Below are 25,018 nucleotides of genomic sequence, written 5' to 3'. Positions count from 1 at the left end.
CATGTTAAATATGAACATTCAGTTTTTTGCTCATAAAAAAGGTGTTGGTTCTACTAAGAACGGTAGAGATTCAGAATCTAAGAGATTAGGTGCAAAAAGAGCAGACGGACAGTTCGTTTTAGCTGGCAATATTCTTTATAGACAGCGTGGAACTAAAGTTCACCCAGGTAACAACGTAGGCCGTGGTGGTGATGATACATTATTTGCATTAGTAGATGGTGTAGTTAAGTTCGAAAGAAAAGGTAAGGATAAAAAACAGGTTTCTGTTTATCCAGTAGCTTCTAACGAATAATTAATTTTGGCTTCAGATCTTTTGATTTGAAGCCATTTTTTACGTATGATACTGATTTACACAAGAACAGATACGAAGTATAATAATTGATGTAATATAAGAATAATAAGAACGAGATATTAATATATAATAAGATAATAAAGAAGGTGAAACAATGTTTGCAGATAGAGCAAGAGTATTTATAAAATCAGGCAAAGGCGGAGATGGACATGTAAGTTTCAGACGTGAACTCTTTGTAGCTGCAGGTGGCCCAGATGGTGGAGATGGTGGTCGTGGCGGCGATGTAATCTTTGTTGTTGATAAAGGACTTAATACACTTACAGATTTTAGACATGTAAGGAAATATTGTGCTGAAGATGGTGAAGAAGGCGGAAAGCGTCGCTGCCATGGTAAAGATGGAGAAGATCTCATAGTAAAAGTTCCGGAAGGAACAGTTATATATGATGACGAATCAGGAAAAGTAATTGCTGATATGTCAGGAGAGAATTCAAGACAGGTTATTCTCTCAGGCGGTCGTGGTGGTAAAGGTAATATGAACTTTGCAACACCAACTATGCAGGTCCCAAAATATGCACAGCCTGGACAGCCATCAAAAGAATTATGGATTCGTCTTGAACTTAAAGTAATTGCTGATGTAGGTCTTGTTGGATTCCCAAATGTTGGAAAATCAACATTTCTATCAAGAGTTACTAATGCAAAGCCAAAGATTGCTAATTATCATTTTACAACTCTTAATCCAAATCTTGGAGTAGTAGATCTTGATGGTTCTAATGGTTTTGTAATAGCAGATATCCCTGGACTTATAGAAGGTGCATCAGAAGGAATAGGACTTGGACATGAATTCCTTCGTCATATTGAGAGAACAAGAGTAATCATTCATATGGTAGATGCAGCATCAACTGAAGGAAGAGATCCTATTGAAGATATCAATACAATTAATAGTGAATTAGAAGCTTATAATCCAGAACTTCTTAAAAAGCCACAGATTATTGCTGCTAATAAAATAGATGTATTATATTCAGAAGATGAAGATCCAGTTGAAAAACTCAGGCAGGAATTTGAACCAAAAGGGATAAAAGTATATGCAATATCAGCTGTAAGTGGTAAAGGCGTAAAAGAACTTTTATATGCTGTTAATGAACTTCTGTCAACAATAGAAGTAGAACCGATTGTATTTGAATCAGAATATAATCCTGATGAATATATGGATAATCCTAATGAACCATATACAGTATCTAACCCTGAAAGTGGTATATTTGTAGTTGAAGGACCTAGAATTGACAGAATGTTGGGCTACACTAACCTTGATTCAGAAAAAGGTTTCAGTTTCTTCCAAAAATTCCTTAAAGAAAGTGGAATTATTGACGAACTTGAAGCACTCGGAATTGAAGAAGGCGATGTAGTTAAGATGTCATATCTTGAATTTAATTATTATAGATAATATAGATAGACAATATGTTTAAATAGACAATACGTTTAATAGATAGTATGTTTAATAAACAATACGTTTAATAAGTAATACGTTTAGTAGGCAATATATAGTAACGTATTAATAGAAGGAGATAAAAATGACAAGTAAACAAAGAGCATATTTAAAGAGCCTTGCTATGGTTATGGACCCAATTTTCCAGATTGGAAAATCAAGCCTTACACCAGAAGTAACAGAGGCTATTAATGAAGCACTTGAAAAAAGAGAATTAATTAAAGTTAATGTTCTTAAGAATTGTGCAGATGATCCTAATGAACTTGCACAGATAGTTGCAGAGAGAACACATTCTCAGGTAGTTCAGGTAATTGGCAAGAAGATCGTGCTTTATAAAGAAGCTAAGGATAAAGATAAAAGAAAAATAGTACTTCCATAGTAGGAGAATATTATGAAGAGTAAGAGAAGAATTGGTATAATGGGTGGTACTTTTAATCCCATTCATATAGGACATTTAATATTAGCACAAAAAGCATATGAAGAGTATGAATTAGATGAAATTATATTCATCACATCGGGAGATCCTCCACATAAGCAGGTTGGTCATATATCAGCTACAATGCGTGGCGATATGACACGACTTGCAGTAGAAGATAATCCTATATTTCAATATTCGGATATGGAGATTAAGAGAGAAGGTTACTCATATACCTATCTTACACTTCTCGAACTTAGAGAGATATATGCAGATGCCGAATTATATTTTTTACTTGGTGCAGATTCACTTTTCTATCTTGAAAAATGGAAAAGACCAGATATAATTATGCAGAATGCAGTTATTTTGGCAGCAAACAGAAATACAAATAATGAACAGTTGTATAATAAAATTGATGAATTAAAAAAAGATTATGACGCAGACATAAGAATCATTGATATGCCTAACATTGATATAAGTTCATCATCCATAAGACATATGGTGAATATTGGCAGATCAGTAAAATATTATGTACCTGATTCAGTCATAGATTATATAAAAGAAAATAATTTGTATTTGGATGGAGAATAAGCAATGGAATATGATATTGATAAGATTAAGCAGTCATTAAGACGAAAACTTGATAATTACAGATATGAACATACTATAGGTGTTGCATATACTGCAACATCACTTGCAATGCGTTATGGTGAGGATATAAAAAAAGCTGAAGTTGCAGGTCTTCTTCATGACTGTGCAAAGTGTATACCGGATGATAAAAAGCTTGCGAAATGTATAAAGCATAAGATCAACATAACAGACATAGAAAAAGAGCGCCCATATCTATTACATTCCAAACTGGGAGCGTTTTATGCAATGAAAAAGTATGATGTATATGATAAAGATATAATTAATTCTATTTTAAATCATACGACAGGCTGCCCAAATATGACACTTTTAGAGAAGATAGTATTTGTAGCTGATTATATTGAACCAGGAAGAAATAAAGCTAAGAATCTTGATGAGCTAAGAAAGATAGCATTTGAAGATCTTGATATGGCTGTATATATAATATTAAGAGATACACTTGATTATCTTAGCAAAAAAACAGGCAATATTGATGATATGACACAGAAAGCATATGAGTATTATAGCAATCTTATAGCAAATAGAGATGACAACTGTAATCAAAAAGATGATTCATGTAATAAAGAGGATTCGTGTGAAAAAGAGGATTCTTGCAATAAGGATGATTCTTGTAAAAAAGAGAGTTCTTGCAATATAGATGATTCATGTAATAAAAATAATTCTTGCAATATAGAAAGTAAAGAATAATTACAGATACTAATAAAGAGATAGTTTAGATTAATTAATGTAACTAAATAGAAAATGGAGGTCCGAAGTAATGAATAATTCAAAAGAGATGGCTCGTTTAGCATTACTTACATTGGAAGATAAAAAAGGTGAAGATATTCAGGTAATAGATATATCTGAGATATCTGTACTTGCAGATTATTTTGTAATTGCAAGTGGTTCTAATGTAAGTCAGGTACAGGCTATGGTTGACAGTGTACAGGAAGAATTATATAAAGCAGGCTATGAATGTAAACAGGTAGAAGGTTATAAGAGTAAAAACTGGATACTTCTTGATTTTGGTGATATTATAGTTCATGTATTCTTAAGAGAAGACAGACTATTCTATGATCTTGAGAGAATCTGGAAAGATGGTAAATTCATAGATCCTGAAGAATTAAAAGCTGAGAAATAATCTATAGAATAAATAAAACATTGGATAATAGCTTTAATTGTTGCGTTGGTATGATTGATACTTAAATATAAAATATGAATATAGAATATGAGTAGAAACTATATAGATTCTATATAATCGTTAAATGCTATTATATAAAAAAGGCAAAAAACAATATCGTTTGTATGATATTGTTTTTTGCCTTTTAAGCTATTAATTAGACACTAGAACTTATTTTTACAATCTTAGAATAAATTTATTAGAATAGAATCGCTCTATTTATGTATGTAAAGTTAAACTTATTATCTGAACAGCTCTTTTGTGACTAATAAGCATAACCTATTATTTGAATAATCTGAATACACCGATTACAGTTCCAAGAATCTCTACATCTTTAACAATAATAGGATCTAATAGATCATTCTCTGGCTGTAGACGAATATGATCATTCTCTTTATAGAATCTCTTAACAGTTGCTTCATTATCAATCATAGCAACAACAATCTCACCATCTTGAGCAGTTGCCTGCTGTTTAACAAGAACTTTATCTCCATCAAGAATTCCTGCATTAATCATACTCTCACCCTTTACATTGAGCATATATACATTCTCTGGTGGCAGACAATCGGCTGGAACAGGAAAATATTCTGAGATATTCTGTTCTGCAAGAATTGGAGTTCCTGCTGCAACACTTCCGACAATAGGTACATTACGAACCGGATGTCTCTCAAGGTTAAAACTCTCGTCAAGAATCTCAATAGCACGAGGCTTAGTAGGATCTCTTCTTATATGTCCAAGTCTCTCTAATGTCTCTAAATGTGCATGTACTGAAGATGTTGATTTTAAATTAACTGCATCACATATTTCTCTGACTGCAGGTGGATATCCCTTTCTTAATATTTCAGCCTTGATAAAGTCAAGGATCTCTTGCTGCTTTTTACTCATTGTAGTTCTGCGCATAAAATTTTCCTCCTGTAAACTGGATTACATTATAATTAATTATGAATATAGTAGTCTTAATCATATAACAAACATATATTAACAATCTGTTTTATAATAGCATATTATTACAAATATTGCAAACCAATGTTCTGATTTTTGAAAAATATATTGACAAACATATGTTCAAGTAATATAATCAAAACAGAACAAAAGATAGAACATGTATTCAAGAAAACCTGTTCTAAAAATACTATACAATATGAGCACAGTTTTGTCAATGATTTTAATTGATATAAGTTATATCGCAAAACATATTATGAAACATAGTATATATAAAGCTGCTTTATATATAAAACAATCTGATATATATAACGATTTGCCATATATATTATTGTCATATATATATTAGCTTGCTATATGACTAAGATTACTATATTCATAATTAAGTATGTTGACATTAGAAACTGTTTACAGCTTTATAAACAAACAAAAGAAAGGATGAGCTATGTATGAGAATAGTAGAAAGTAATATTAATAAGAAAATTAAATCTAAGGTGAGATCAAAAGAGATGATCTTGGTTGCAATAATAATGGGAATATTCTTGTTTATACTATTCACAGGATTTGCATATAGTGGGCGAAGGAATGATTATACATATAGTAACAACATAAGATATAGCAGCATACGAATCGAAGAAGGTGATACTTTGTCTGATATAGCAACCAGATATATGCCGGATGGAGTAAGTGAAGAAGATTACATTAATAACTTAATGAGTCTTAACTGTCTAACTAATTATAAGCTTAATACCGGCAGATATCTGATTATATATTATTATACATATTAGAAATATCTAGTAATGCGTAGTATATTTAGTAGTGCCTTGCTATATACGTGAACATTAAAAGTTGACGATACCATCTATCGTTCAGTTCTTTTACGTTCCGGGAATCCTTCAAGATTACCATTAATTATAGCACTGAATATACGATTTTTAGCTCCTGGAGATTCATGGTTAATCTCTTTAATCAGATTAGATGCATATTCTCTTTTAGTAAAACCATCTGCAGGACAGAGATTTTTAACAACAGGCAGGTTGTATTTATTCTTAAAACCGATAATATCAGCTTCGTTTATATATAAGAGTGGTCTAATTAGAGTAAGATTACTTTTTTCAAGATGAGTAACCGGTGAAAAAGTATGTATTCTGCCTTCATATATGAGTGACATCATAAGACTTTCTACAAGATCATCTTTGTGATGAGCATAGGCTATCTTATTACATCCTAATTCGATTGCTTGGTTATTGAATGCACCTTTACGCATTTTAGCACATAACGAACATGGATTACTTTCTTTTCGTGCATTGAATACGATCTCATATATCTGCGTATTAACTATTGTATAGTTAACGCCAAGTTCTTTGCAAAGATTGGCTATTTGTGTAAAGTCCATTCCATCGATGCCAGTAGATACAGTTACTGCTTCTATGTCAAAGTGTTTTGGATAAAATCGACGCAGATTACTAAGAGCATACAAAAGTGCAAGGCTATCCTTACCGCCTGATATGCCTATAGCAATCTTATCTCCATCGTCAATCATACTATATTCTTCAATAGCCTTCCTGGTAAGACTTAATAATTGTTGTAGTTTCATAAACAAAAATCCTTTCATATATTCCCTTAATTGATATTGCTGATAATATGCATTATAGCAGATGTCTGCGTGAATAGGTAATAAAAAATGAAAATGTATAATAAGCAACACTATAGAACTATATACATAACAATTTTATAAAAATAATTAACAAAAAATTAAAAAGATATTAAAAATAGTACTTAAGTACTATTGCATTGAAGCTGTTAATTAATTATCATACAAATATGGTAAACATACTATTAAGTCAAAGATGACGCTTAGATTATTTTAATGAGATTCACTATTTTGATATTATATGATGATGAATTTTGTTGGAATTAAGATAGGTTTCATCTAATTTTTTACTCATAAACTTTATTTAGTTAATGTGGCGTAAATATGAAACAGTAATACATTAACACTATTGCATTGAAAAAACAGCTAGTAATAACGTTTCGCATTAGTATGTGTAACGTTCCCGCATTAGTATATGCATAAAGTTTCAGTATAAAAATTAAAATTTGGATAGTGAATATGTTTACTATTAATAGAGGCAGATAGTATGATAGTCTGCCTAATCAAAATATGGGAGGAATGTAATATGAAAAAGAAAACGGTTTCTTTATTTGTAGCAGCTACACTTGTAGCCGGCAACATAGCTACACCGGTATATGGCGCTACACCTACAGCAGATAATGGCCTTTTGACTAAATTAGACGAAGCACTTTCTGCTGGTGACGTAATCACAGTTGATGGAATTGCTGGTGAGAATACAACAGCAGACAAAGAAGTACTTACAAAAGAAGATGTAGAAAGTGAACAGAAATTTGCAGATGATCAGGTTGTAAACATTATTGTTGAACTTGATGATGATTCACTTTTACAAAAATATGTAGACGAAGGTGCTTCAGTAGATTTTGAAGAATACTATGCAGAAGATAAGAGTAAAGAAGTATTAGATGAACTTGCAGCAAAAAGAGATGAAGTTAAAGAAAAACTCGATAAAGAAGTAAGTGATTATGATGTAATCTGTGATTATGATACAGTTATCAATGGATTTGCTATATCAGTAGAATATGGCAATCTTGAAAAAATTGAATCAATTCCAGGTGTAAAAAGAGCATTCGTATCAGCTACATACGAACTTGATAAGACAGATGTAAGCGAAGCTACTCCAAACATGGCATATAGTAAAGAGATGATTGGTTCAACAGAAGAGAATTCATTAAGCTATGCCGGTGCAGGAACAGTAGTTGCAATTCTTGATACAGGTCTTGATTATGAACACGAAGCATTTTCTACTAATTTCCCAGAGAATGGAAAATATTCAAAAGAAGATATCGCATCAGTAATTGATAATTCAACACTTGCATCAGAGACATTTGCAGGTAAAGAATTATCAGCAGATGATCTTTATGTTAATTCAAAAGTTATCTATGGCTATGATTATGCAGATAATGATACTATGATTATACCAGATAATGCAGAACAGAATCATGGTACACATGTAGCCGGTACAATCGCCGGTAACTGTGACAACCTTAAAGGTGTTGCAAAAGATGCACAGCTTATGATTATGAAAGTATTCAGTGATAAAGGTGGCGGTGCAACAGATACTAATATTCTTGCAGGACTTGACGATGCAGTTGCACTTGGTGCAGATGTAATCAATATGAGTCTTGGTTCATCAGCCGGATTCACATCAACAGAAGAACAGGCTGTATCAGATGTATATGATCTTGTAACTACATCAGGAATTAACCTTTCTGTATCAGCAGGTAACTCATATAGTTCATCATATAATTCAAATTATGGCAATTATGCACTTGCAACTAATCCAGATAATGGTATTGTTGGTTCACCATCAACATATCCTGGTTCACTTTCAGTAGCAAGTATAGAGAATACACATCTTGCAAATTGTGCATATTTCTTAGGTGGTAAAGATGATGTAACAGTTGAAGGATTCTATAATGATAATGGTCCAGACGATAAAAAACTTTCAACATTAACAGGTACATATGAATTCGTAGACTGTGGATTAGGTACAGAAGAAGAAATTGCTGCAGTAGGCGTAAGTGGCAAAGTTGCACTTATCAAACGTGGTAGCATTGCTTTTTCAGATAAAGTTGCTAATGCTGCAAAAGCAGGTGCAGTTGCAGTAATCATCTATAACAATACATCAGGAACACTTAATATGTCAGTAGAAAATTATTATGTTCCTACAGTTTCAGTTACACAGGCAACTGGTGAAGCACTTCTTGCTTTAACAGATAAAGTTGTTACATTTGGCAGTGAGCTTGTAAAAGATGCTCCAAATGGACAGGCATATCAGATGTCAGATTTCTCATCATTAGGTGTTACACCAGATCTTAAGTTAAAACCAGAAGTAACAGCTCCAGGTGGTAATATCTATTCAGCTACAATCGGTGGCGGATATGTTAATATGAGTGGTACATCAATGGCAGCTCCTCATGTATCAGGTGCTATGGCAATCGTAAAAGGATATGTTAATGAAAAATATCCTGAATTATCAAAAGTTGAAAAAGAAAACTTAATTAATTCATTACTTATGAGTACAGCAACACCAGTTGTTGATTCAAATGGTCAATATTACACACCAAGAAAAACAGGTTCAGGACTTATCAATACTGAAAAAGCAATTACAACAAAAGCATACCTTTCAGTTGATAATAATGACAGACCAAAAGCTGAATTAGGATATAACACAGATGGTGCTTATGAATTCAGTTTCAATGTTAATAACTTATCATCAGAAGAATTAACATATAAGATTGATACAACAGTCCTTATGGAAAATCTTTCATCATACAATGGCAATATCGTATTTACAATGTCATCATCATCACTTGGCGAAGATGCAACAGTAACTTATGAGAACGTTAATGATGGAGTAGTAACAGTTCCAGCTAATGGAAGCACAACAGTAAAAGTTAACTTTGCAATATCAGATGACGCAAAAGCATTCTATGATGAACATTGTACAAATGGTCTTTTTGTAGATGGTTATGTACAGCTTCTTGCATCAGATGAGACTAACTCAGATCTTACATTACCATTCATGGGATTCTATGGAGACTGGGCAAAAGCACCTATGTTCGATGCTGCAAAATCAGCGGATTCAAAAGAAGTAATGAAAGCATGTACATTATATGATGTAAATTGCAAATACTTACTTGGACAGAATATGTTCGGTGAAGGTAGCGTAGAGAATAACAAATATGTAATTGCTCCAAAAGCTACAATAACAAAAGAAGATGGAACACCATATTTCGCAGAAGCTTCTACAATAACAGGACTTCTTAGAAATGCTGAAAAACTTACATATACAGTTACTAATGAAGCTGGCGAAGTTATAGATGAATTTGCTTATGATTATGTTCGTAAATCATACTACTATGCATCAGGCAGTATGATGTTATCAGCAGAAGATCTTATGGATGAACCACCAGTATTCAATGGTAAAGACAAAGATGGTAACTATTTACCACAGGGTATGTATACAATAACAATAACAGGTGTTGTATGTGGAACTAATGGTGCAACACAATCAATGACAGAAAATGTATATCTTGACTTTGAAGCACCACAGGTAGATGATACAGTACTTGCAAAACAGGACGGTAAAGATTATCTCTTAGTATCAGTAGAAGATAATCACTACGTTGCAGGTGTTCAGCTTACAACAGTAGATGGTAAAGTAGCAGTAACTAAGACAAAGGCTGTCTCAGAAGATACAATCGGAAGTACAACAGTTCTTACATACGATATTACAGGACTTTCAGAATTACTTGCTAATAAAGGTTATGAATCAGATAAGATTGCAGTATCAGTAGTAGACTATGGCTTAAATTCATCATCAAAAGTTGTATCAATAGCACCAAAATATAAAGTATCATTCAAGAAATTCGTATTAGCTGCAAAAGAAGGTACAACAACAACTCAGGTTGCTGATGTAAAATCAGTTAACAGCATTGGATATACACCAGAAGTTACATATTCATCAACTAATGAAAAAGTAGCAACAGTAGATGCTAATGGTGTTGTAACAGCTAAAAAACCTGGAACAACTACAATTGTAGCACAGTTACCAGATGGAACAAAAGGCTGTTATAGATTAGTAGTAACAGTAGATGTTAAGAAAGTATTCAAAAAAATATTTGGCTGGATAAGACACTAATCATAATACATGCAATACAATATATGTTTGATATATGTTTGAATTAATATATGTTCTCAAACATTCTAAAATATAGTTTAAGAACATATAAACAATAATGTATTTAATATAAGAAAATCTGTATTTTATAATATACATTATGTTTAACACAAGAAAATCTGTATTTTATAATATACACTATGTTTAATATAAGAGAACCTGTTTTCTATAATATGCAATATATAGAATAGCAGGTTCTTTTTATTATTTTCGCTAAGTTTTTCTTATTATTTTCTTTAAGTTCTTCTTATTATTTTCTTTAAATGCTTCTTATTATTTTCTTTAAATGCTTCTTATTATTTTCTTTAAATGCTTCTTATTATTTTTGCTAAGTACTTTTGTTGTCGCATAATCAATTCGTTCTTAGTCTACATAATATCTTACGATTAGTGAACTGCCCACCATCTAAAACTAACTCTTTTACTGTTTGACTAATTAATGTATAGATGGACTATAAGACAGATTTTGATGCTCTAGCAAATGTGACAAAGTGAAAATTCGATTGTATAAAGTAGTTTTATAGTCTATAATAGAAAACATAAAGGCAGATGTCTTTTCACATATCAATTTTCAAACCTCTAAAGGTAGTGTTTTTTCGCTTAAGAAAAATAAAATAATTCAATTATGAATTATAACATTATACAATTTATGACATCTGTTTTTAATAATCGCATATAGAGATGAAATAGTTAATAGTTGAAAGGATTAGATAATTATGGAAAGAAATAATATAAAAAATATATCATTTACTGAACTTGGACTAAATGATAATATTATTCAGGCATTAAAAAAAGAAAAAATTGTAAAACCGACAGAGATTCAGGCTGTAACATTTGAGAAGATCAACTCTGGCAAATCTTTTACAGCCAAATCATATACAGGTTCAGGTAAGACACTTGCGTATATACTTCCATTATATATTAATGCTATTAATAATACTGAAAAAGGAAACAAATATCTTATTTTAGTTCCTACTCATGAACTTGCATTTCAGGTAAATAGACAAATTGAAGCTCTTAATAAGAATTCGGGTAATAATGTTACTTCAGTTGTTATTACGGGTAATATTAATATAACACGTCAGATAGAACATCTTCGTGAAAAACAGACTTTTGTAATAGGAACACCAGGACGTATACACGAACTTATCAAGAAGAAAAAGATTGCAGCCCATCTTATAAAGACACTTGTAATTGATGAGGGTGATAAGATGCTTGATGATAATAACTATCAGGTAACTTATGATGTTCGTAAGACACTTATGAGAGATACACAGATTCTTATGTTCTCAGCCAGTATGAGTAAAAAAGCACTTGAAAAATTCTCTACACTTACTAGCGAATACGAGAATATTGAAGCTGAACCTGCAAAAAAAGTTCCAGACAGTGTAAAGCATATGTATGTAGTATGTGATAAGAATAAAAAAGTTGAAACAGTAAGATCTATAATTAATGCTATAAAACCTAAAAAAGCTCTTATATTCGTAAATGGTGAGTACATGATTGAAGAGATTACAGCCAAACTTAAATATCATCATTATAATGCTGAATGTATATATGGAAAAGTAGATAATAATAAGCGTAAGAATGTTATTAATAGCTTTCTTAATAACAAGACAGATATTCTGGTAGCTACCGATATGGCTGCGAGAGGATTACATGTAGATGGAATTGATCTTGTTATCAATGTTACACCGGTTGAAGAAGCAGATATATACCTTCACAGAAGTGGAAGATGTGGACGTAATGGCAGACAAGGAACAAGTATAAGTATTGTTACAGAGAACGAAGTAAGATTTATTAAAGAATATAGAAAAGCTCTTGGTATCAATATTGTTGAGAAAAAGTTATTTAAAGGAAAACTGACAGCAAAATAGTTATATTACATGACAAAAGTGCCGCTAAGGTATCATCGAATTGCGAATTTCACATAAGCATGCACCGATGATAACCTTAGCGACACTTTTATCATATTCATATATAACTAATTGTAGAATATTAGAAATTTAATTTCAAGTAGGGAAATTACATAGCGCAGCCAATAATGCAATACTTGCAATATAATAATTGGGCAGAATATTTAATAGTTTATGAAAAAAATCAGTTCGCAACTTTTTTTCCGTGATAAAAAATCATATATAGCATATAATCATGTCATGAACAGCGAAGTTAAGAAAAAATCTTCTTCGTGTCCGGCTTAGCTCAGAAGGTAGAGCACAGAAAAGAGGAATCTTGTATAAGGTTCTTACAGCACTGATATCATTTTAGGGAACTGTTGTCGTTGGTTCGATTCCAACAGCCGGACGTGTTCATTTTTTATACGATGATGAGGTGAGTATATATGACTTTTATAAATATGTTAAATAATCATTTGAAAAATCAAAAACAATATACAGAAAATGGGGCTGTAGGTTATGCAACTTCCGGAAGGGAACTGCTTGATATGAATTATGCAGTTGGAAGTATGCGACAGTGGACTGATGAACAGATACTTAAACAATATGTAAAAGCTTATTATGAGAATCCTCTACTTGCAGTTAAATGGCTTTTTTATCTAAGAGATATAAGAGGCGTTGGAATGGGAGAGAGGCGAATATTCAGAGTATGCTTAAAATGGCTTATAAGTAATCAGTTTGATTATACATATCGAATAATAGATCTCGTTCCGGAGTATGGACGATATGATGATCTTATGTGTCTTCTCGATACCAAAGCCAAAGGGATAGTAATCTCTATCATTAGAGAACAGCTTATGAAAGATATAGATGGTATGCAAAATGGTAAACCGATATCACTTCTTGCAAAATGGCTTCCATCATGTAATACAAGTTCAGCTAATACAAGAAAAAAGGCTAAAATAGTCTATGAAGCACTTGATATTCGTGAAAAAGATTATCGTAAGATATTATCAAGACTCAGAGCATATCTTAACGTAGTTGAAGTTAAGATGGCTGATAATGCGTGGTCTGATATAGATTATAGTAAGCTGCCATCAAGAGCCAATTTGATATATGGTAATGCATTTTTAAGAAATGATGAAGATAGAAGGAGAGAATTCTTAGGAAAACTTACAAGAGGAGAAGTAAAGATTAATGCAGATACTCTTTTCCCAAGCGATATTGTTGCAAAATATTATAAAGAGAATAATAGTTTCTATCGTTATGGAAAAGATGAGTTAAAAGAAAGAGATGATACTCTTGAAGGTCTGTGGAATTCACTTCCTGATTATGTTAATGGCGATGGTTCAACTCTTGTAGTGCGAGATGGCTCCGGTTCAATGACTGTGAAGATTGGTAATACTAATATATCAGCACTTAATGTAGCAACTGCACTTTCAATATATTTTGCCGAACATTGCAAGGGAGAGTATCATAATAAATTCATTACATTTAGCAGCACACCTCAGATAGTAGATATGTCTAATGCCAGATGCCTTAGAGATAAGCTTGAGATATGTGACGCATATCAGGATATTACCAATACTAATATACAGGCTGTATTTGAACTCATTCTTCAGACAGCTGTTTATAATAGATTGTCACAAAGCAAAATTCCTAAGAACGTATTGATAGTGTCTGACATGGAATTTGATTCAGCTATAGGAACATATATCTGGGATGATGATAGAACTTCTGGAAAAAAATGTACGTTAAAAACTTTATTTGAATTAATTAGTGACGAATACCAAAAATATGGCTATAAGATGCCCCGCCTTATATTCTGGAATGTATGCTCAAGAACACAGACAATTCCACTTAAAGAGAATGACGCAGGAGTTACTCTTGTAAGTGGATTCAATCCGGCAGTCTATAATATGGTACTCTCAGATGAATTAGATCCTTATAAATGTCTGATAAAACAGATTAATTCTAAGAGATATGATGCTGTTGAGAGGAGAGTTGTGGGAGAGAAGGTAAGATATTATTGATTAATAGGGTGGAGAATTGTAATTAAAATATATTGGAAAAGATATGAGATGAGAAGCGCACTTGGTGGGCTTCTCATCTCATATACAAAATATTATTCATCTATTAACCAGTTAATTAAATTTAAAGATTTTATACTTTCTAACACCTTCACTTATCATTGACTCAGTAACCTGAATATAGATTTTATCATCTGGTTTTGTTGCAATAAAATCTATTTCAGCATTATCAATTTTACCAATTTGTGCAGTAGATTGCAAAAACTTCGGATTTTAAAAAGTTTCTGCAGTTTACTGCACAAACTTTTGATTTTGGAAAATTTACGCAGTTTACTGCAAAAAAATTTAGAGTCCTGTTTTTAATTGATAGCATATATTATAATCTCTAATAGTAACATTATTCAACTAATGAAAGAAAGTAGTAATAGGAATCTCTATAAGTGTATAGTTGCCGAAACATTGTAATTGTAACATAATTACTTCATAGACATTTTAAATGTAATATCAAATATAATTGAATCAATATATATCGATATTATGCCGATATTAGCACATATATTAACATGACAAATAGTACATAGTAGTACTATTAAGGTTAGGAGGACTTTAATATGGCTATTTTTAGTCAAGGACAAGTAGTTGTTTTAAAATCGGATAATTCAATAAAAGGTGCTGTTGTTAGCATAATTGATAGAGCTAATGAAGTTAGTTATCAAATATTTACAAATACTTTAGGAATACAAGTATATTATGAATCACAATTACAATCTGAAATTATTCAAACTGAGTTAGAAAAAGTTGATGCATATAGATTCCATGCAGGATTGACTGCATCTTTGATTCGCAATCCGACTATATCAAGTTTATATTCTCTTAATTCAGCCAAAATAGACTTTATTCCTCATCAATTTCGTCCAGTTCTAAAATTCATTAAGTCAGATAGACCTAGATTGTTAATCGCTGATGGCGTAGGTGTAGGTAAAACTATTGAAGCCGGTTTAATTATCAGAGAGTTAGAAGCTCGTAGAAATATAGAATCTATTCTGATCATCTGTCCTCGTCCACTTGTTTCGGAAAGAAAATGGGAAAACGAAATGAAGCGATTTGACGAAGAATTTGTTTCATTAGATGGAAATATCTTTCGCTATTGTATTAAAGAAATGGATATTGAGGGAGAATGGCCAGATAAATATAAAAAGTGTATAATTCCATATTCACTTTTTGATGAAGGAAATGTATTAGGTAATAGAAATGGAAAAAATGTAAGATTAGGTCTTATGGATGTTGAACCACCCAAATTTGACCTTGTTATAGTAGATGAAGCACATCATATTCGAAACACAGCAACATATGCCTATAAGGCAGTAGAGCAGTTTGTTGATTCGGCGGAAGCTGTATTATTTCTTTCTGCGACACCAGTACAGCTAGCACAAGACGATTTATTTGTATTGCTCAATTTATTGCGTCCAGATTTAATTATTGATAGAAATACATTTTATGATATGGCAGAACCAAATAAATATATTAACGCAGCTTCTGTACAAGTACGTTCACAAAAAGGTGATTGGAAAAGGAACACAATAGAACAGCTCTATCTTGCATGTGATACGTCATGGGGGCAAAAAGTATTTAAGCACAATCCTGTTATTCAAGATATTTTAACTGCACTATCTCAAGATAGCATTAGTATTGAGCAAAGAGTAGAGTTAATTAATAATATTGAAAATTTACATACTTTTTCCAATATAATCAGTAGAACAAGACGAAGAGATATAGGTGAATTTACATTGCGTAAACCTATTACAGTTACAGTAGATTTTACTAATGAGCAAAAGATACTACATGATAGTATTTTGACTATTATTCACAATATTCTTTCGTCGATTCATTGCACTGAAAATACAAAATTTATGATGACAACCATAAGAAGACAGACAGCAAGTTGTTTATTTGGATTAGTACCTCTACTTAGAGAAATCTTATATAAACATGTATATGAACTAATTGATGATGATGAATTTAATGGAAATATGTTAGATAAAGATAAAGACGCTACTTGTATTAAGACTCAGATTGAAGCGATTATTAAAATGGCTGAGAATTTACCGGAAAAAGATCCAAAATTGGATGCATTAATGAAGATTATTGATAAAAAAAATCAAGTAACTAAAAGTAATAAAATAATGATTTTTAGTAGCTTTAGACATACACTTAGTTATTTGTATCAAAAACTTATTGATAAAGGGTATCGAGTAGGATTAATACATGGTGGTGTATCTGATGAAGATAGAAGAACACTTAGAAAACGATTTAATCCTGATGATACATCTGTACTAGATAAAAATGCTATTGATATTTTACTATTTTCGGAAATCGGTTGTGAGGGTTTGGATTATCAATTTTGTGATTGTATGGTTAATTATGATTTACCATGGAATCCTATGCGTGTTGAACAGAGAATTGGCCGAATTGATCGTAATGGTCAAAAGAGCGAAAGTGTTGCTATATATAATCTTATAACCCCAGGAACTGTGGATGCAGATATCTATAACAGATGTTTAATGCGAATAGGTGTTTTTCACAGTTCTATAGGCGATTGTGAAGATATTCTTGGTGATGTTACTGATGAGATAAGAAAAATCGTAGGAAACTTAGAATTAACAGATGAAGAAAGGCAAGAAAAACTTCAACAAATGACAGATAACAAGATTAGGTTCATCAAGGAACAGGAAAGATTGGAAGAAAAACAGCGAGATTTATTTGGAGTACATATGCCACAAACAGCATTCGATTCCGAACTACGTCAAGCTACAAACTTTTGGTTAAGTGCTGATAATATTCAAAACTTAGTGACCATTTATCTTAGAGAAATACTAAAAGATAACAAAGAATACATATTAGGTGAAAAAGAATTAAAAACACTTAGGTTGTCACAAAATGCCAGACTTACATTATTAGAAGATTTTAAAAGAGCAAAATTAGGACGAAATGAAATTAATAGAAATTGGAGAAAATGGCTAGAATCTGGTGAACAGCATCTGCCTATAACCTTTAATAGTGATTGTAGCATGAATGCTCCTGGTGTAACACTATTATCAATTACACATCCGTTAGTTAAGCAAGCAGCTCAATATCTTAAATGTAAAGGTAAAATAGTAAGTTTTTTAAAGGTTAAAACCAATATGTTTGAGCCAGGTGAATATCCTTTTGCTATATATCAATGGAAGTTATCTGGTGAACGTGAAGATTTACAAATGAAGACAGTATCTGCGAACTCTTCATTAAATAAAGTTTTATTAGAGTTGTTAAAACAAAGTTATAACATAGATGTTGACTTTGAACTTAATTCAAGTAATTGGGAGAAAGTTGAGAATATGCATCACAATATTTGGACAGATTCACTTACTGAGCATAAAAAACGCACTGAAGAGATAATACTATATAAGGAAAGCAGCCTAAAGACAAGTCATAACGCTCGTATTGCAACACTTGAAGAACAATTAAAGAATAGTAGAAATGATACTTACAAACTACTTACAGAAGGTAAAATACGAAGGGCGAATGAAGATTATCAAATCCATATGAGAGAATTAGAACAAGCTAGAGAAAAAGCAGATATTCTTTTTGAATTATTAGCTTATGGAGTATTGATTATCTCACCAGTCAATGAAGACGTTATGTAATAATGGTAAAATGTAAACAAGGGGTGTTTTAAATGGATTTTTATGAACAAGTTAGAAATGATAATATAGTTAAATATGGAACAAGAGTGTCAAATTACATACCAATTATCATTAATCAATATAGTGATCGCACACATTTTATTTATGAAGTATTACAGAATGCAGAAGATGCTGGAGCTACATATGTTCGATTTCATCTTTTGGAAGATAGATTAGTTATATATCATAATGGTCGTTTATTTAATGAAAATGATATCAATGGTGTTTGTGGTATTGCTGATGGCACTAAAGAAGATGGAACACGAATTGGTCACTTTGGAATTGGATTTAAAGCGGTATATGGATACACTTCAACACCTGAGATTTATTCAGGCGATTTTTGCTTTAAAATCGTTGAATATCTAAATCCTTATGAAATCAGTAAATTAAAAGAGGTAACAGATAATGAAACTTGTTTGAGCTTACCATTCAATAAGACCTCTGTATCTAAGAATGTTGCGTATAAAGAAATAAGCGAAGCGCTTACTAATAAGATAACTGCAGAGAGTATAATGATGCTGAATTCAGTAACAGATATTGAAATTAATATTGATGGCAATCCTAATATTATTATAATTAATAAGGAGAAAGGCTCAATCAATAAGTCTAAGAATGTATTTGCGATTAATTTATTAACGATATATGAGAATAAATTAAATCACAAAAAAATTGAATCAGAGAGCAATTTCTTATATTTTACAGATGCACAAGATAAGGCAACAGCTATTGTCTTTAAGATAAATGGAAAGGAGATACAAGCAATTAAAAATAATAAAGTTTATGCTTTCTTTCCAATGGCAATAGAATCTCATCAAAATTTTTACATTCATGCCCCATTTGATACTAATCCTGCCAGAAATGAAATCTTACAGGGTGAAGATTTTGGACGTAATAATGTTATACTCATTAACAATATCTGTAAACTGATAAGATTAGCATTTATATGGCTTAGAGATAATGGTTATTTATCATTTTCCAACTTGAATAGAGTCTATCCTATTTACGAATATGAGAAGACGAATATATTGTATTCAATTTATAAAAATAGTATTGAACTTATTAAAGGCGGAGAACCATTATTACCTACTAACATACCAGGTATTTATAAGAATATAGATCAAATATGCCTACCAGGTAATATGGGAATTACTAGCATTTTTACAGATGATGATTTAAAGGAACTAACTGGTAATAGAAATCTCTTTTGGATATCAAAAGAAATTCAATCAAGAGAATATGTTTCATTTAAAAACTTTTTAGATACAAACTTTATATTTAATACTTACGAGTGGAGACATCTTATTCTTAGAATGACAGCATCTTTTCTTGAAAAGAAAGATATAAATTGGATAGAATCTCTAGTATGCAATATTGAAACTTTTTGTATAAAGAGAGTTACATATTCAAGTAATTATATTGATGTATCAAAAATCCCTTTTGTAAGACTTACTAATGGTAAACATATATGTGCTAGAAAAAATGATAAGTTACAGGTTTATTTAAATAATCCTGAACAATGTGAATCTAAAATTTCCAAAGAATTTTTAGATAACACTAATATAAAAGGATTCTATGAACGTGCACTTAATATACCTCTTTATGATGTTGAGCGAGAAGTTATAGATAGCATATTGCCAAAATATATGACAAAAAATGTTATGTTCAAAACTAATGATCCTATTAGAGAAAATATCAATGATTTGAAAACAATTAAGGATGCTATCACAATAAATCCTAAAATTATTGAACAAGTATCTAATAGGTACATTGTTACGGATGGAAAAGATTGGTATAAACCATGCAGTTTATATATTAAAAGTCTTGATTTGATCAGAACAGGATACGCACTGATAAAAGATATATTACACATAAAATTTTTATCTGAACATTATTTTTATGATAATGTATTGAATATAAAACTTGATGAAGATTTTTTCAGAAAGATTGGCTGTTCATTGGGATTAAAGATTGTGCATGTCTCAAAAGAAAGGTACCTTGATGCAGTATCAACATATATCGATGAAAATGCTGCCAAAGAAATTGATATGAAAGTACTACAAAAATATTACATATCCACAAAATGGGATTGGGCATTCAATTTTGAAGGATTTCCAGATGTTTTTTGTAATATGACACCACAGAAATCTAAAAATATAGCTAAATTTGTAAATGCTAATATTCAAAAGTTTGATATTCAAGGTGATTTAATTGGTGCAAATAATCCAAACTTTAATGGTAACAGTGTAGATAGCATAACCGCATATTCCATGTTAGGGCTAATACTATGCTTTGAAAAGTGGATATATGTTAATGGGAATCCAGAACCACAAAGACCTGTTGATATAGAAAAAAAAGATATTATAAGTGGCTATGAACCAGCACAAAGATTAATTAATTCACTTACATTTAAAGAAATGAATAATGCTTTGGATGAATGGCTTAGAACTGTTTATGTAGATAAAGGTGATATTGATTTGATAAAGCGCTTTATGGAACAACCAGCAGAAATGATGAAGCTTATCAAGTACAAGGCAAAAAGTGATGCTAAGATAGCTGCAAAGGAGAATAAAAAGGGTGGATTAAAAGGACGATATGAACATGGTGATAAGGAGCAAATTGGTGATGAAAATTCGGAAACAAAAGAAATCAATATATCACCAATTTCAAAAAAGGCTTTAGATAAAAGAGAAGAAGCACTTGCAGGAGAATTTGAAAAGTCTATTAATGAAAAACCAAGAATGGCAAGAGGATTATCATATACACGAATAAACTGTAATAAAGAAGAGAAAACTTTTCTACAGAGTGAATATGGTGGCATATGTCAAATATGTCAAAAGAGCATTCGTAAGTGGAATGGTGAAATGTATTTTGAAGCAATAAATATCATAAAGCCACATGAATTATATGATAAACTTGCTAATAGTATGAGCTTTGGCTGGAATTCACTCTCATTATGTCCGAATTGTGCAGCGGAGTATAATTATTGTTCTAAAAAAATATCGACCATTTATGAACAGGTAATGAAAACTAATGTAGAGCCTGATTCAGAAGAACCAATTAGAATATCTATTGAGATGCCTATTGGTAAGCCTAGGAACATTATTTATAGTCCGAGACATTTTCTTGCATTAAAAAAGGCCTTTGAAATATTTGCTAATGAGGAGTGATTATAGATGGCATTAATACTTTACACTCAAAAGGATATAGAAGATATGGATGTTAATAATATTTCAGAAGAATTTCGAAATTATTTTGATGGATTATCTGATGACGAAAAGAAAAGTATTGTTGAATTACGTCCAGAATTGGCACTAGTACTAGAATACTCATATACTCAACATAACATTAATACAGAGCTTAAAAATAAAGATAATAATCAAAAAGAAACTGTTGTTCTTCAAAATAACATAAAAAAACAAGGTAATGAAGCACCTGATATGCAGAATATTAAAGATATTATTAATGAAACAATTCAAAGTGATATTTATGATAATCTGTATGCAGATAAAGACGAAAACGACATTAGAAATACTTCCTTAACGCCGGTACATGCATTAACAGTTCCAGATGGACAATTAGAATGTAAACTGCATCGCAGACCATTAGAAAAATTACAATTAAATTATACTGTTAATGGTACGCATGGAAAAGCATCGTATGGCTGTCAGGCTTATTGGTGTGCTGATTGTCATAGACTTTTTTTGGAAAAAAGCAAGTCAGAAAGTTATGCTCAAAAATTCAAAAAATATGCGATTGAATATAAATTCTATACATTAGAAGAATCTCAAAGATACTTAGAAAGTCAAATGAATGCAATTGAGATTACTAATAATGATACTTTATATGTACCAGATGTATGGATAGAAGAAAATCCACAATGTCCGATACATAATGTATGTTTAACTTCATATCCATATGTATTTGTTGGAAGTGACTTTAAAATACCTTTTAATGGTTTTACTTGTAGTATATGTAATAAGCTACTTGTAAGAAGAACAGTTGCACTTGATATTGATGATAAATGCAAAGAACAGGGTGAACTTGGTCCTAAGATAGAAAGTATACGACCAAAAGTAAATTCAAATAAAAAAAATAAGGAAGAAGTCATTCCACATTATATAATTGAGGAAGGCGAAAAAAGTGAATTTCCTTACACAAAAGTAAATGATGATGCATATAGATTAGACGAAAAGGATACTGTTGTAGTATCTGATTCGACTTATTGTAGTCTTGATGGTCATGATACAGAACAGGTAGAAGCTGTTTATGCTGTAAATGATAAAAAAATAGGAAAGAAGCAATATTATATATCACTTCTTGGATATTGCAGTCAATGCCAAAAATTTTATATGGATGAGGAAGATTACAATACTTTATATGCATGTGGACGTCCAGAATTTGATGTTATTAGATATATAGATGATGATGAATATTTAATTACTTCTGGTGAAGTGTATAATATTGAGAAAAATCATTTAGACAACCTTAAACATTTAGTAGATTTAGAATCAGAAAAAATAAGAAACCATCAAGATTATGTTGAACAAACAGCTACTGCATCTGACTATGATGAGATATCTGCATTGCAATGGAAAAAAGAATATAGTAAACGAAAATTTGAACCATTGTTAGAAAATCTAAACATTATTGATGAGCCTGCATATAGATATCGTGTTGATATTACCTTCAACAACAAAACTGAAACATATTACATTGGAAGTAAGGATATTGAAATTGATGGAGAAAGAAAAGTAATGTCTATGGCTAATGATATGGCTAGAGCGCTAGTTAATACTAGAACTATGCATTATATAAAAGATGGTTTACAATACGATGTAACACTTTTAAGAGAATTCGAAATAGAAAGAGCATATTTGTATGGATATAGAAATGTAAAAACAGATGAAGATGCTGTATTCCGTTCAGGAATTACGGATCCATTTCTAATTCGTGTTTTAAATCAAAGAAAAAGACAGCATGAATTAGTTGACATTTTTATCACTATTCAAGAGAACCAAAATAGTATTGTAGATGAATCTATAAGTAGAAATATCATTGTTCAAGGATGTGCAGGCTCAGGTAAAACTATGGTAATGTTGCATCGATTGTATACTTTGAAATACAATCATCCAAGTTTTGACTTTAATAATGCTTTAATTTTGACACCAAGTAAACAATTCAATTTACATATAAAAAATCTGGCTGATAGTTTGCAAATTGGAAATATTGAAAGATTATCTGTAGAAGAATATTATATAGACATGCTTAACCAATATTCATCTGATTTTGTTGCTTTTCGAAAATTACGCACCGAAATGGTTGTCAGCCAAAAATTTGTTGATTATATTTATTCAGATGATTTTCTTGTACAATTAGACAAGGCTTATAACAAAATTGTTGATCAACAAATTCGTATAGGTTCTATATTAAAAATGACATATAGTGATGCGAACAATAAGTTATCAAAAATAAATGCCACTTCACAAGCTGATTGGATTCGAGAATTAAAGCTGCGATATACTAGATTTGCAGTACTAATTCAAAAAAATATGCAAAAGATTACGGATGCCCAAAATAAACTTGAAAGTTTGCTAACCATAAAAACAAATATTGAAAATAGAATTATTGAAGTACAGCAAAGTGAAGGAACTAAAGCAGAAGCTGAAAATCAAGAACTTGAGCAATTAACACAAAAAATGCAAGAGGTTGATTTAAAAATCGACAAAGCAACTGCAGCATTAGAAAAAGCTAATAGTGAGAAATATTCAGAAAAAATATATACTGCATATAATTATATTAAAGGTAAGTTAGCCGAAAGTTCTGATTTAGATATATTCAAAAAGGTTTTTGAATTAGCTACTAAAGAATTTAGAAGCAAGAATAGACTAAAATTGCCTGCTGGTATGCATAGATACGAACTATATGCAGCATTATGGTTTTGCATTAAATATTTTGGCAAATCAATAGGAACTTCCTCATTTATATGCTTTGATGAAGGGCAAGATATATCTTATAACGAATATAAGTTGATTAGAGTACTTAACCAGAAAGATGTTATTTATAATATATTTGGAGATACTAATCAGCTTATTAAAACAGATCGTGGGATAACTTCGTGGGATAAACTTGTCTCAGAACTTTCTGCAAAAATGTATTATCTTAATGAAAATTACAGAAATACTAATCAGATTACTCGATTTTGCAATCAAAGTTTTGCAATGGATGTTAAACAAACCGGCGTTGATGGTGCTAAAGTTAGAGAAATACCTAAGCGAGAGCTTGAAAAAGAACTCTCACTTCTGGATATTAGTAATGAGCGAGTTGCTATATTATTTTCAAGAAAAGTTTACAAAAAACCATCTCTTGAATTAGAAATATTGCCAGATAATATACGCAATGCAATTAAGGATACTATTGATAAAGAGGTTATTTCATACATGTATGTTGATGAGGTAAAAGGAATAGAATTTGATAAAGTATTTGTCTTCGTTAACAAAATGAGTAAAAGCGAAAAGTATATTGCGTATACTAGAGCTTTGTCAGAACTAATTATTGTTATTGATGAATAGAGTGGAGAATTGTAATGAAAATATAACAGAAAAATTACATATAAT

The 25,018-nt window shown here is 31.1% G+C and carries 15 protein-coding genes; 13 read left to right on the top strand and 2 right to left on the bottom strand.

Annotated features, from left to right (window positions below; all coding sequences use genetic code 11):
• The first annotated feature begins 1 nt into the window (after nucleotide 1).
• From rpmA to rsfS, 6 genes are all read left to right on the top strand, one after another.
• Nucleotides 2–292, top strand: coding sequence for a 50S ribosomal protein L27 (gene rpmA, locus KQI85_RS07940; protein WP_216575557.1), 291 nt, complete (start codon nucleotides 2–4; stop codon nucleotides 290–292).
• A gap of 154 nt (nucleotides 293–446) precedes the next feature.
• Entirely contained in the window at nucleotides 447–1,733 is a 1,287-nt protein-coding gene (gene obgE, locus KQI85_RS07935) for a GTPase ObgE (RefSeq protein WP_216575556.1), read from the top strand.
• Nucleotides 1,734–1,860: 127 nt separating this feature from the next.
• The gene (yhbY, locus tag KQI85_RS07930; RefSeq protein WP_216575555.1) at nucleotides 1,861–2,154 is read left to right on the top strand and encodes a ribosome assembly RNA-binding protein YhbY; all 294 of its coding nucleotides are present in this window, start codon (nucleotides 1,861–1,863) and stop codon (nucleotides 2,152–2,154) included.
• A 12-nt stretch (nucleotides 2,155–2,166) separates the two neighbouring features.
• Nucleotides 2,167–2,781: a nicotinate-nucleotide adenylyltransferase gene (nadD, locus tag KQI85_RS07925; protein ID WP_216575554.1), complete on the top strand. Its 615-nt coding sequence runs from the start codon at nucleotides 2,167–2,169 to the stop codon at nucleotides 2,779–2,781.
• Between the two features lie 3 nt (nucleotides 2,782–2,784).
• A complete protein-coding gene (gene yqeK / locus KQI85_RS07920; RefSeq protein ID WP_216575553.1) occupies nucleotides 2,785–3,525 on the top strand; it encodes a bis(5'-nucleosyl)-tetraphosphatase (symmetrical) YqeK in 741 nt (246 codons plus the stop codon).
• Between the two features lie 70 nt (nucleotides 3,526–3,595).
• The gene (rsfS, locus tag KQI85_RS07915) at nucleotides 3,596–3,958 is read left to right on the top strand and encodes a ribosome silencing factor (protein ID WP_216575552.1); all 363 of its coding nucleotides are present in this window, start codon (nucleotides 3,596–3,598) and stop codon (nucleotides 3,956–3,958) included.
• A gap of 321 nt (nucleotides 3,959–4,279) precedes the next feature.
• Here rsfS and lexA read toward each other — a convergent pair whose 3' ends face one another.
• Nucleotides 4,280–4,897: a transcriptional repressor LexA gene (gene lexA, locus KQI85_RS07910; protein ID WP_216575551.1), complete on the bottom strand. Its 618-nt coding sequence runs from the start codon at nucleotides 4,895–4,897 to the stop codon at nucleotides 4,280–4,282.
• A gap of 491 nt (nucleotides 4,898–5,388) precedes the next feature.
• Between lexA and KQI85_RS07905 the strand changes: the two genes are divergently transcribed.
• The gene (locus KQI85_RS07905; RefSeq protein WP_216575550.1) at nucleotides 5,389–5,727 is read left to right on the top strand and encodes a LysM peptidoglycan-binding domain-containing protein; all 339 of its coding nucleotides are present in this window, start codon (nucleotides 5,389–5,391) and stop codon (nucleotides 5,725–5,727) included.
• Between the two features lie 74 nt (nucleotides 5,728–5,801).
• Here the strand turns inward: KQI85_RS07905 and KQI85_RS07900 are convergent, their stop codons facing one another.
• On the bottom strand, nucleotides 5,802–6,536 hold the full coding sequence (locus KQI85_RS07900) for an ATP-binding protein (protein WP_216575549.1): 735 nt from the start codon (nucleotides 6,534–6,536) through the stop codon (nucleotides 5,802–5,804).
• Between the two features lie 583 nt (nucleotides 6,537–7,119).
• On the opposite strand from KQI85_RS07900, the gene KQI85_RS07895 reads away from it, so the two are divergent.
• From KQI85_RS07895 to KQI85_RS07870, 6 genes are all read left to right on the top strand, one after another.
• Nucleotides 7,120–10,719, top strand: a complete 3,600-nt coding sequence (locus KQI85_RS07895; protein WP_216575548.1) for a S8 family serine peptidase — start codon at nucleotides 7,120–7,122, stop codon at nucleotides 10,717–10,719.
• Between the two features lie 754 nt (nucleotides 10,720–11,473).
• A complete protein-coding gene (locus KQI85_RS07890) occupies nucleotides 11,474–12,634 on the top strand; it encodes a DEAD/DEAH box helicase (RefSeq protein WP_216575547.1) in 1,161 nt (386 codons plus the stop codon).
• Nucleotides 12,635–13,098: 464 nt separating this feature from the next.
• Nucleotides 13,099–14,685: a DUF2828 family protein gene (locus KQI85_RS07885; RefSeq protein ID WP_216575546.1), complete on the top strand. Its 1,587-nt coding sequence runs from the start codon at nucleotides 13,099–13,101 to the stop codon at nucleotides 14,683–14,685.
• Nucleotides 14,686–15,293: 608 nt separating this feature from the next.
• Complete coding sequence (locus KQI85_RS07880; protein WP_216575545.1) at nucleotides 15,294–18,365, top strand: DEAD/DEAH box helicase; 3,072 nt, start codon at nucleotides 15,294–15,296, stop codon at nucleotides 18,363–18,365.
• Between the two features lie 32 nt (nucleotides 18,366–18,397).
• Nucleotides 18,398–21,571, top strand: a complete 3,174-nt coding sequence (locus tag KQI85_RS07875) for a sacsin N-terminal ATP-binding-like domain-containing protein (RefSeq protein WP_216575544.1) — start codon at nucleotides 18,398–18,400, stop codon at nucleotides 21,569–21,571.
• Nucleotides 21,572–21,577: 6 nt separating this feature from the next.
• Complete coding sequence (locus KQI85_RS07870; protein WP_216575543.1) at nucleotides 21,578–24,973, top strand: AAA family ATPase; 3,396 nt, start codon at nucleotides 21,578–21,580, stop codon at nucleotides 24,971–24,973.
• Nucleotides 24,974–25,018 lie beyond the last annotated feature (45 nt).

Source organism: Falcatimonas sp. MSJ-15 (assembly GCF_018918265.1).
In the GTDB taxonomy this organism is placed as follows: domain Bacteria; phylum Bacillota; class Clostridia; order Lachnospirales; family Lachnospiraceae; genus Falcatimonas.
Note: the sequence above shows the minus strand (reverse complement) of the source record. Positions and strands in the feature narration are given on the sequence as shown.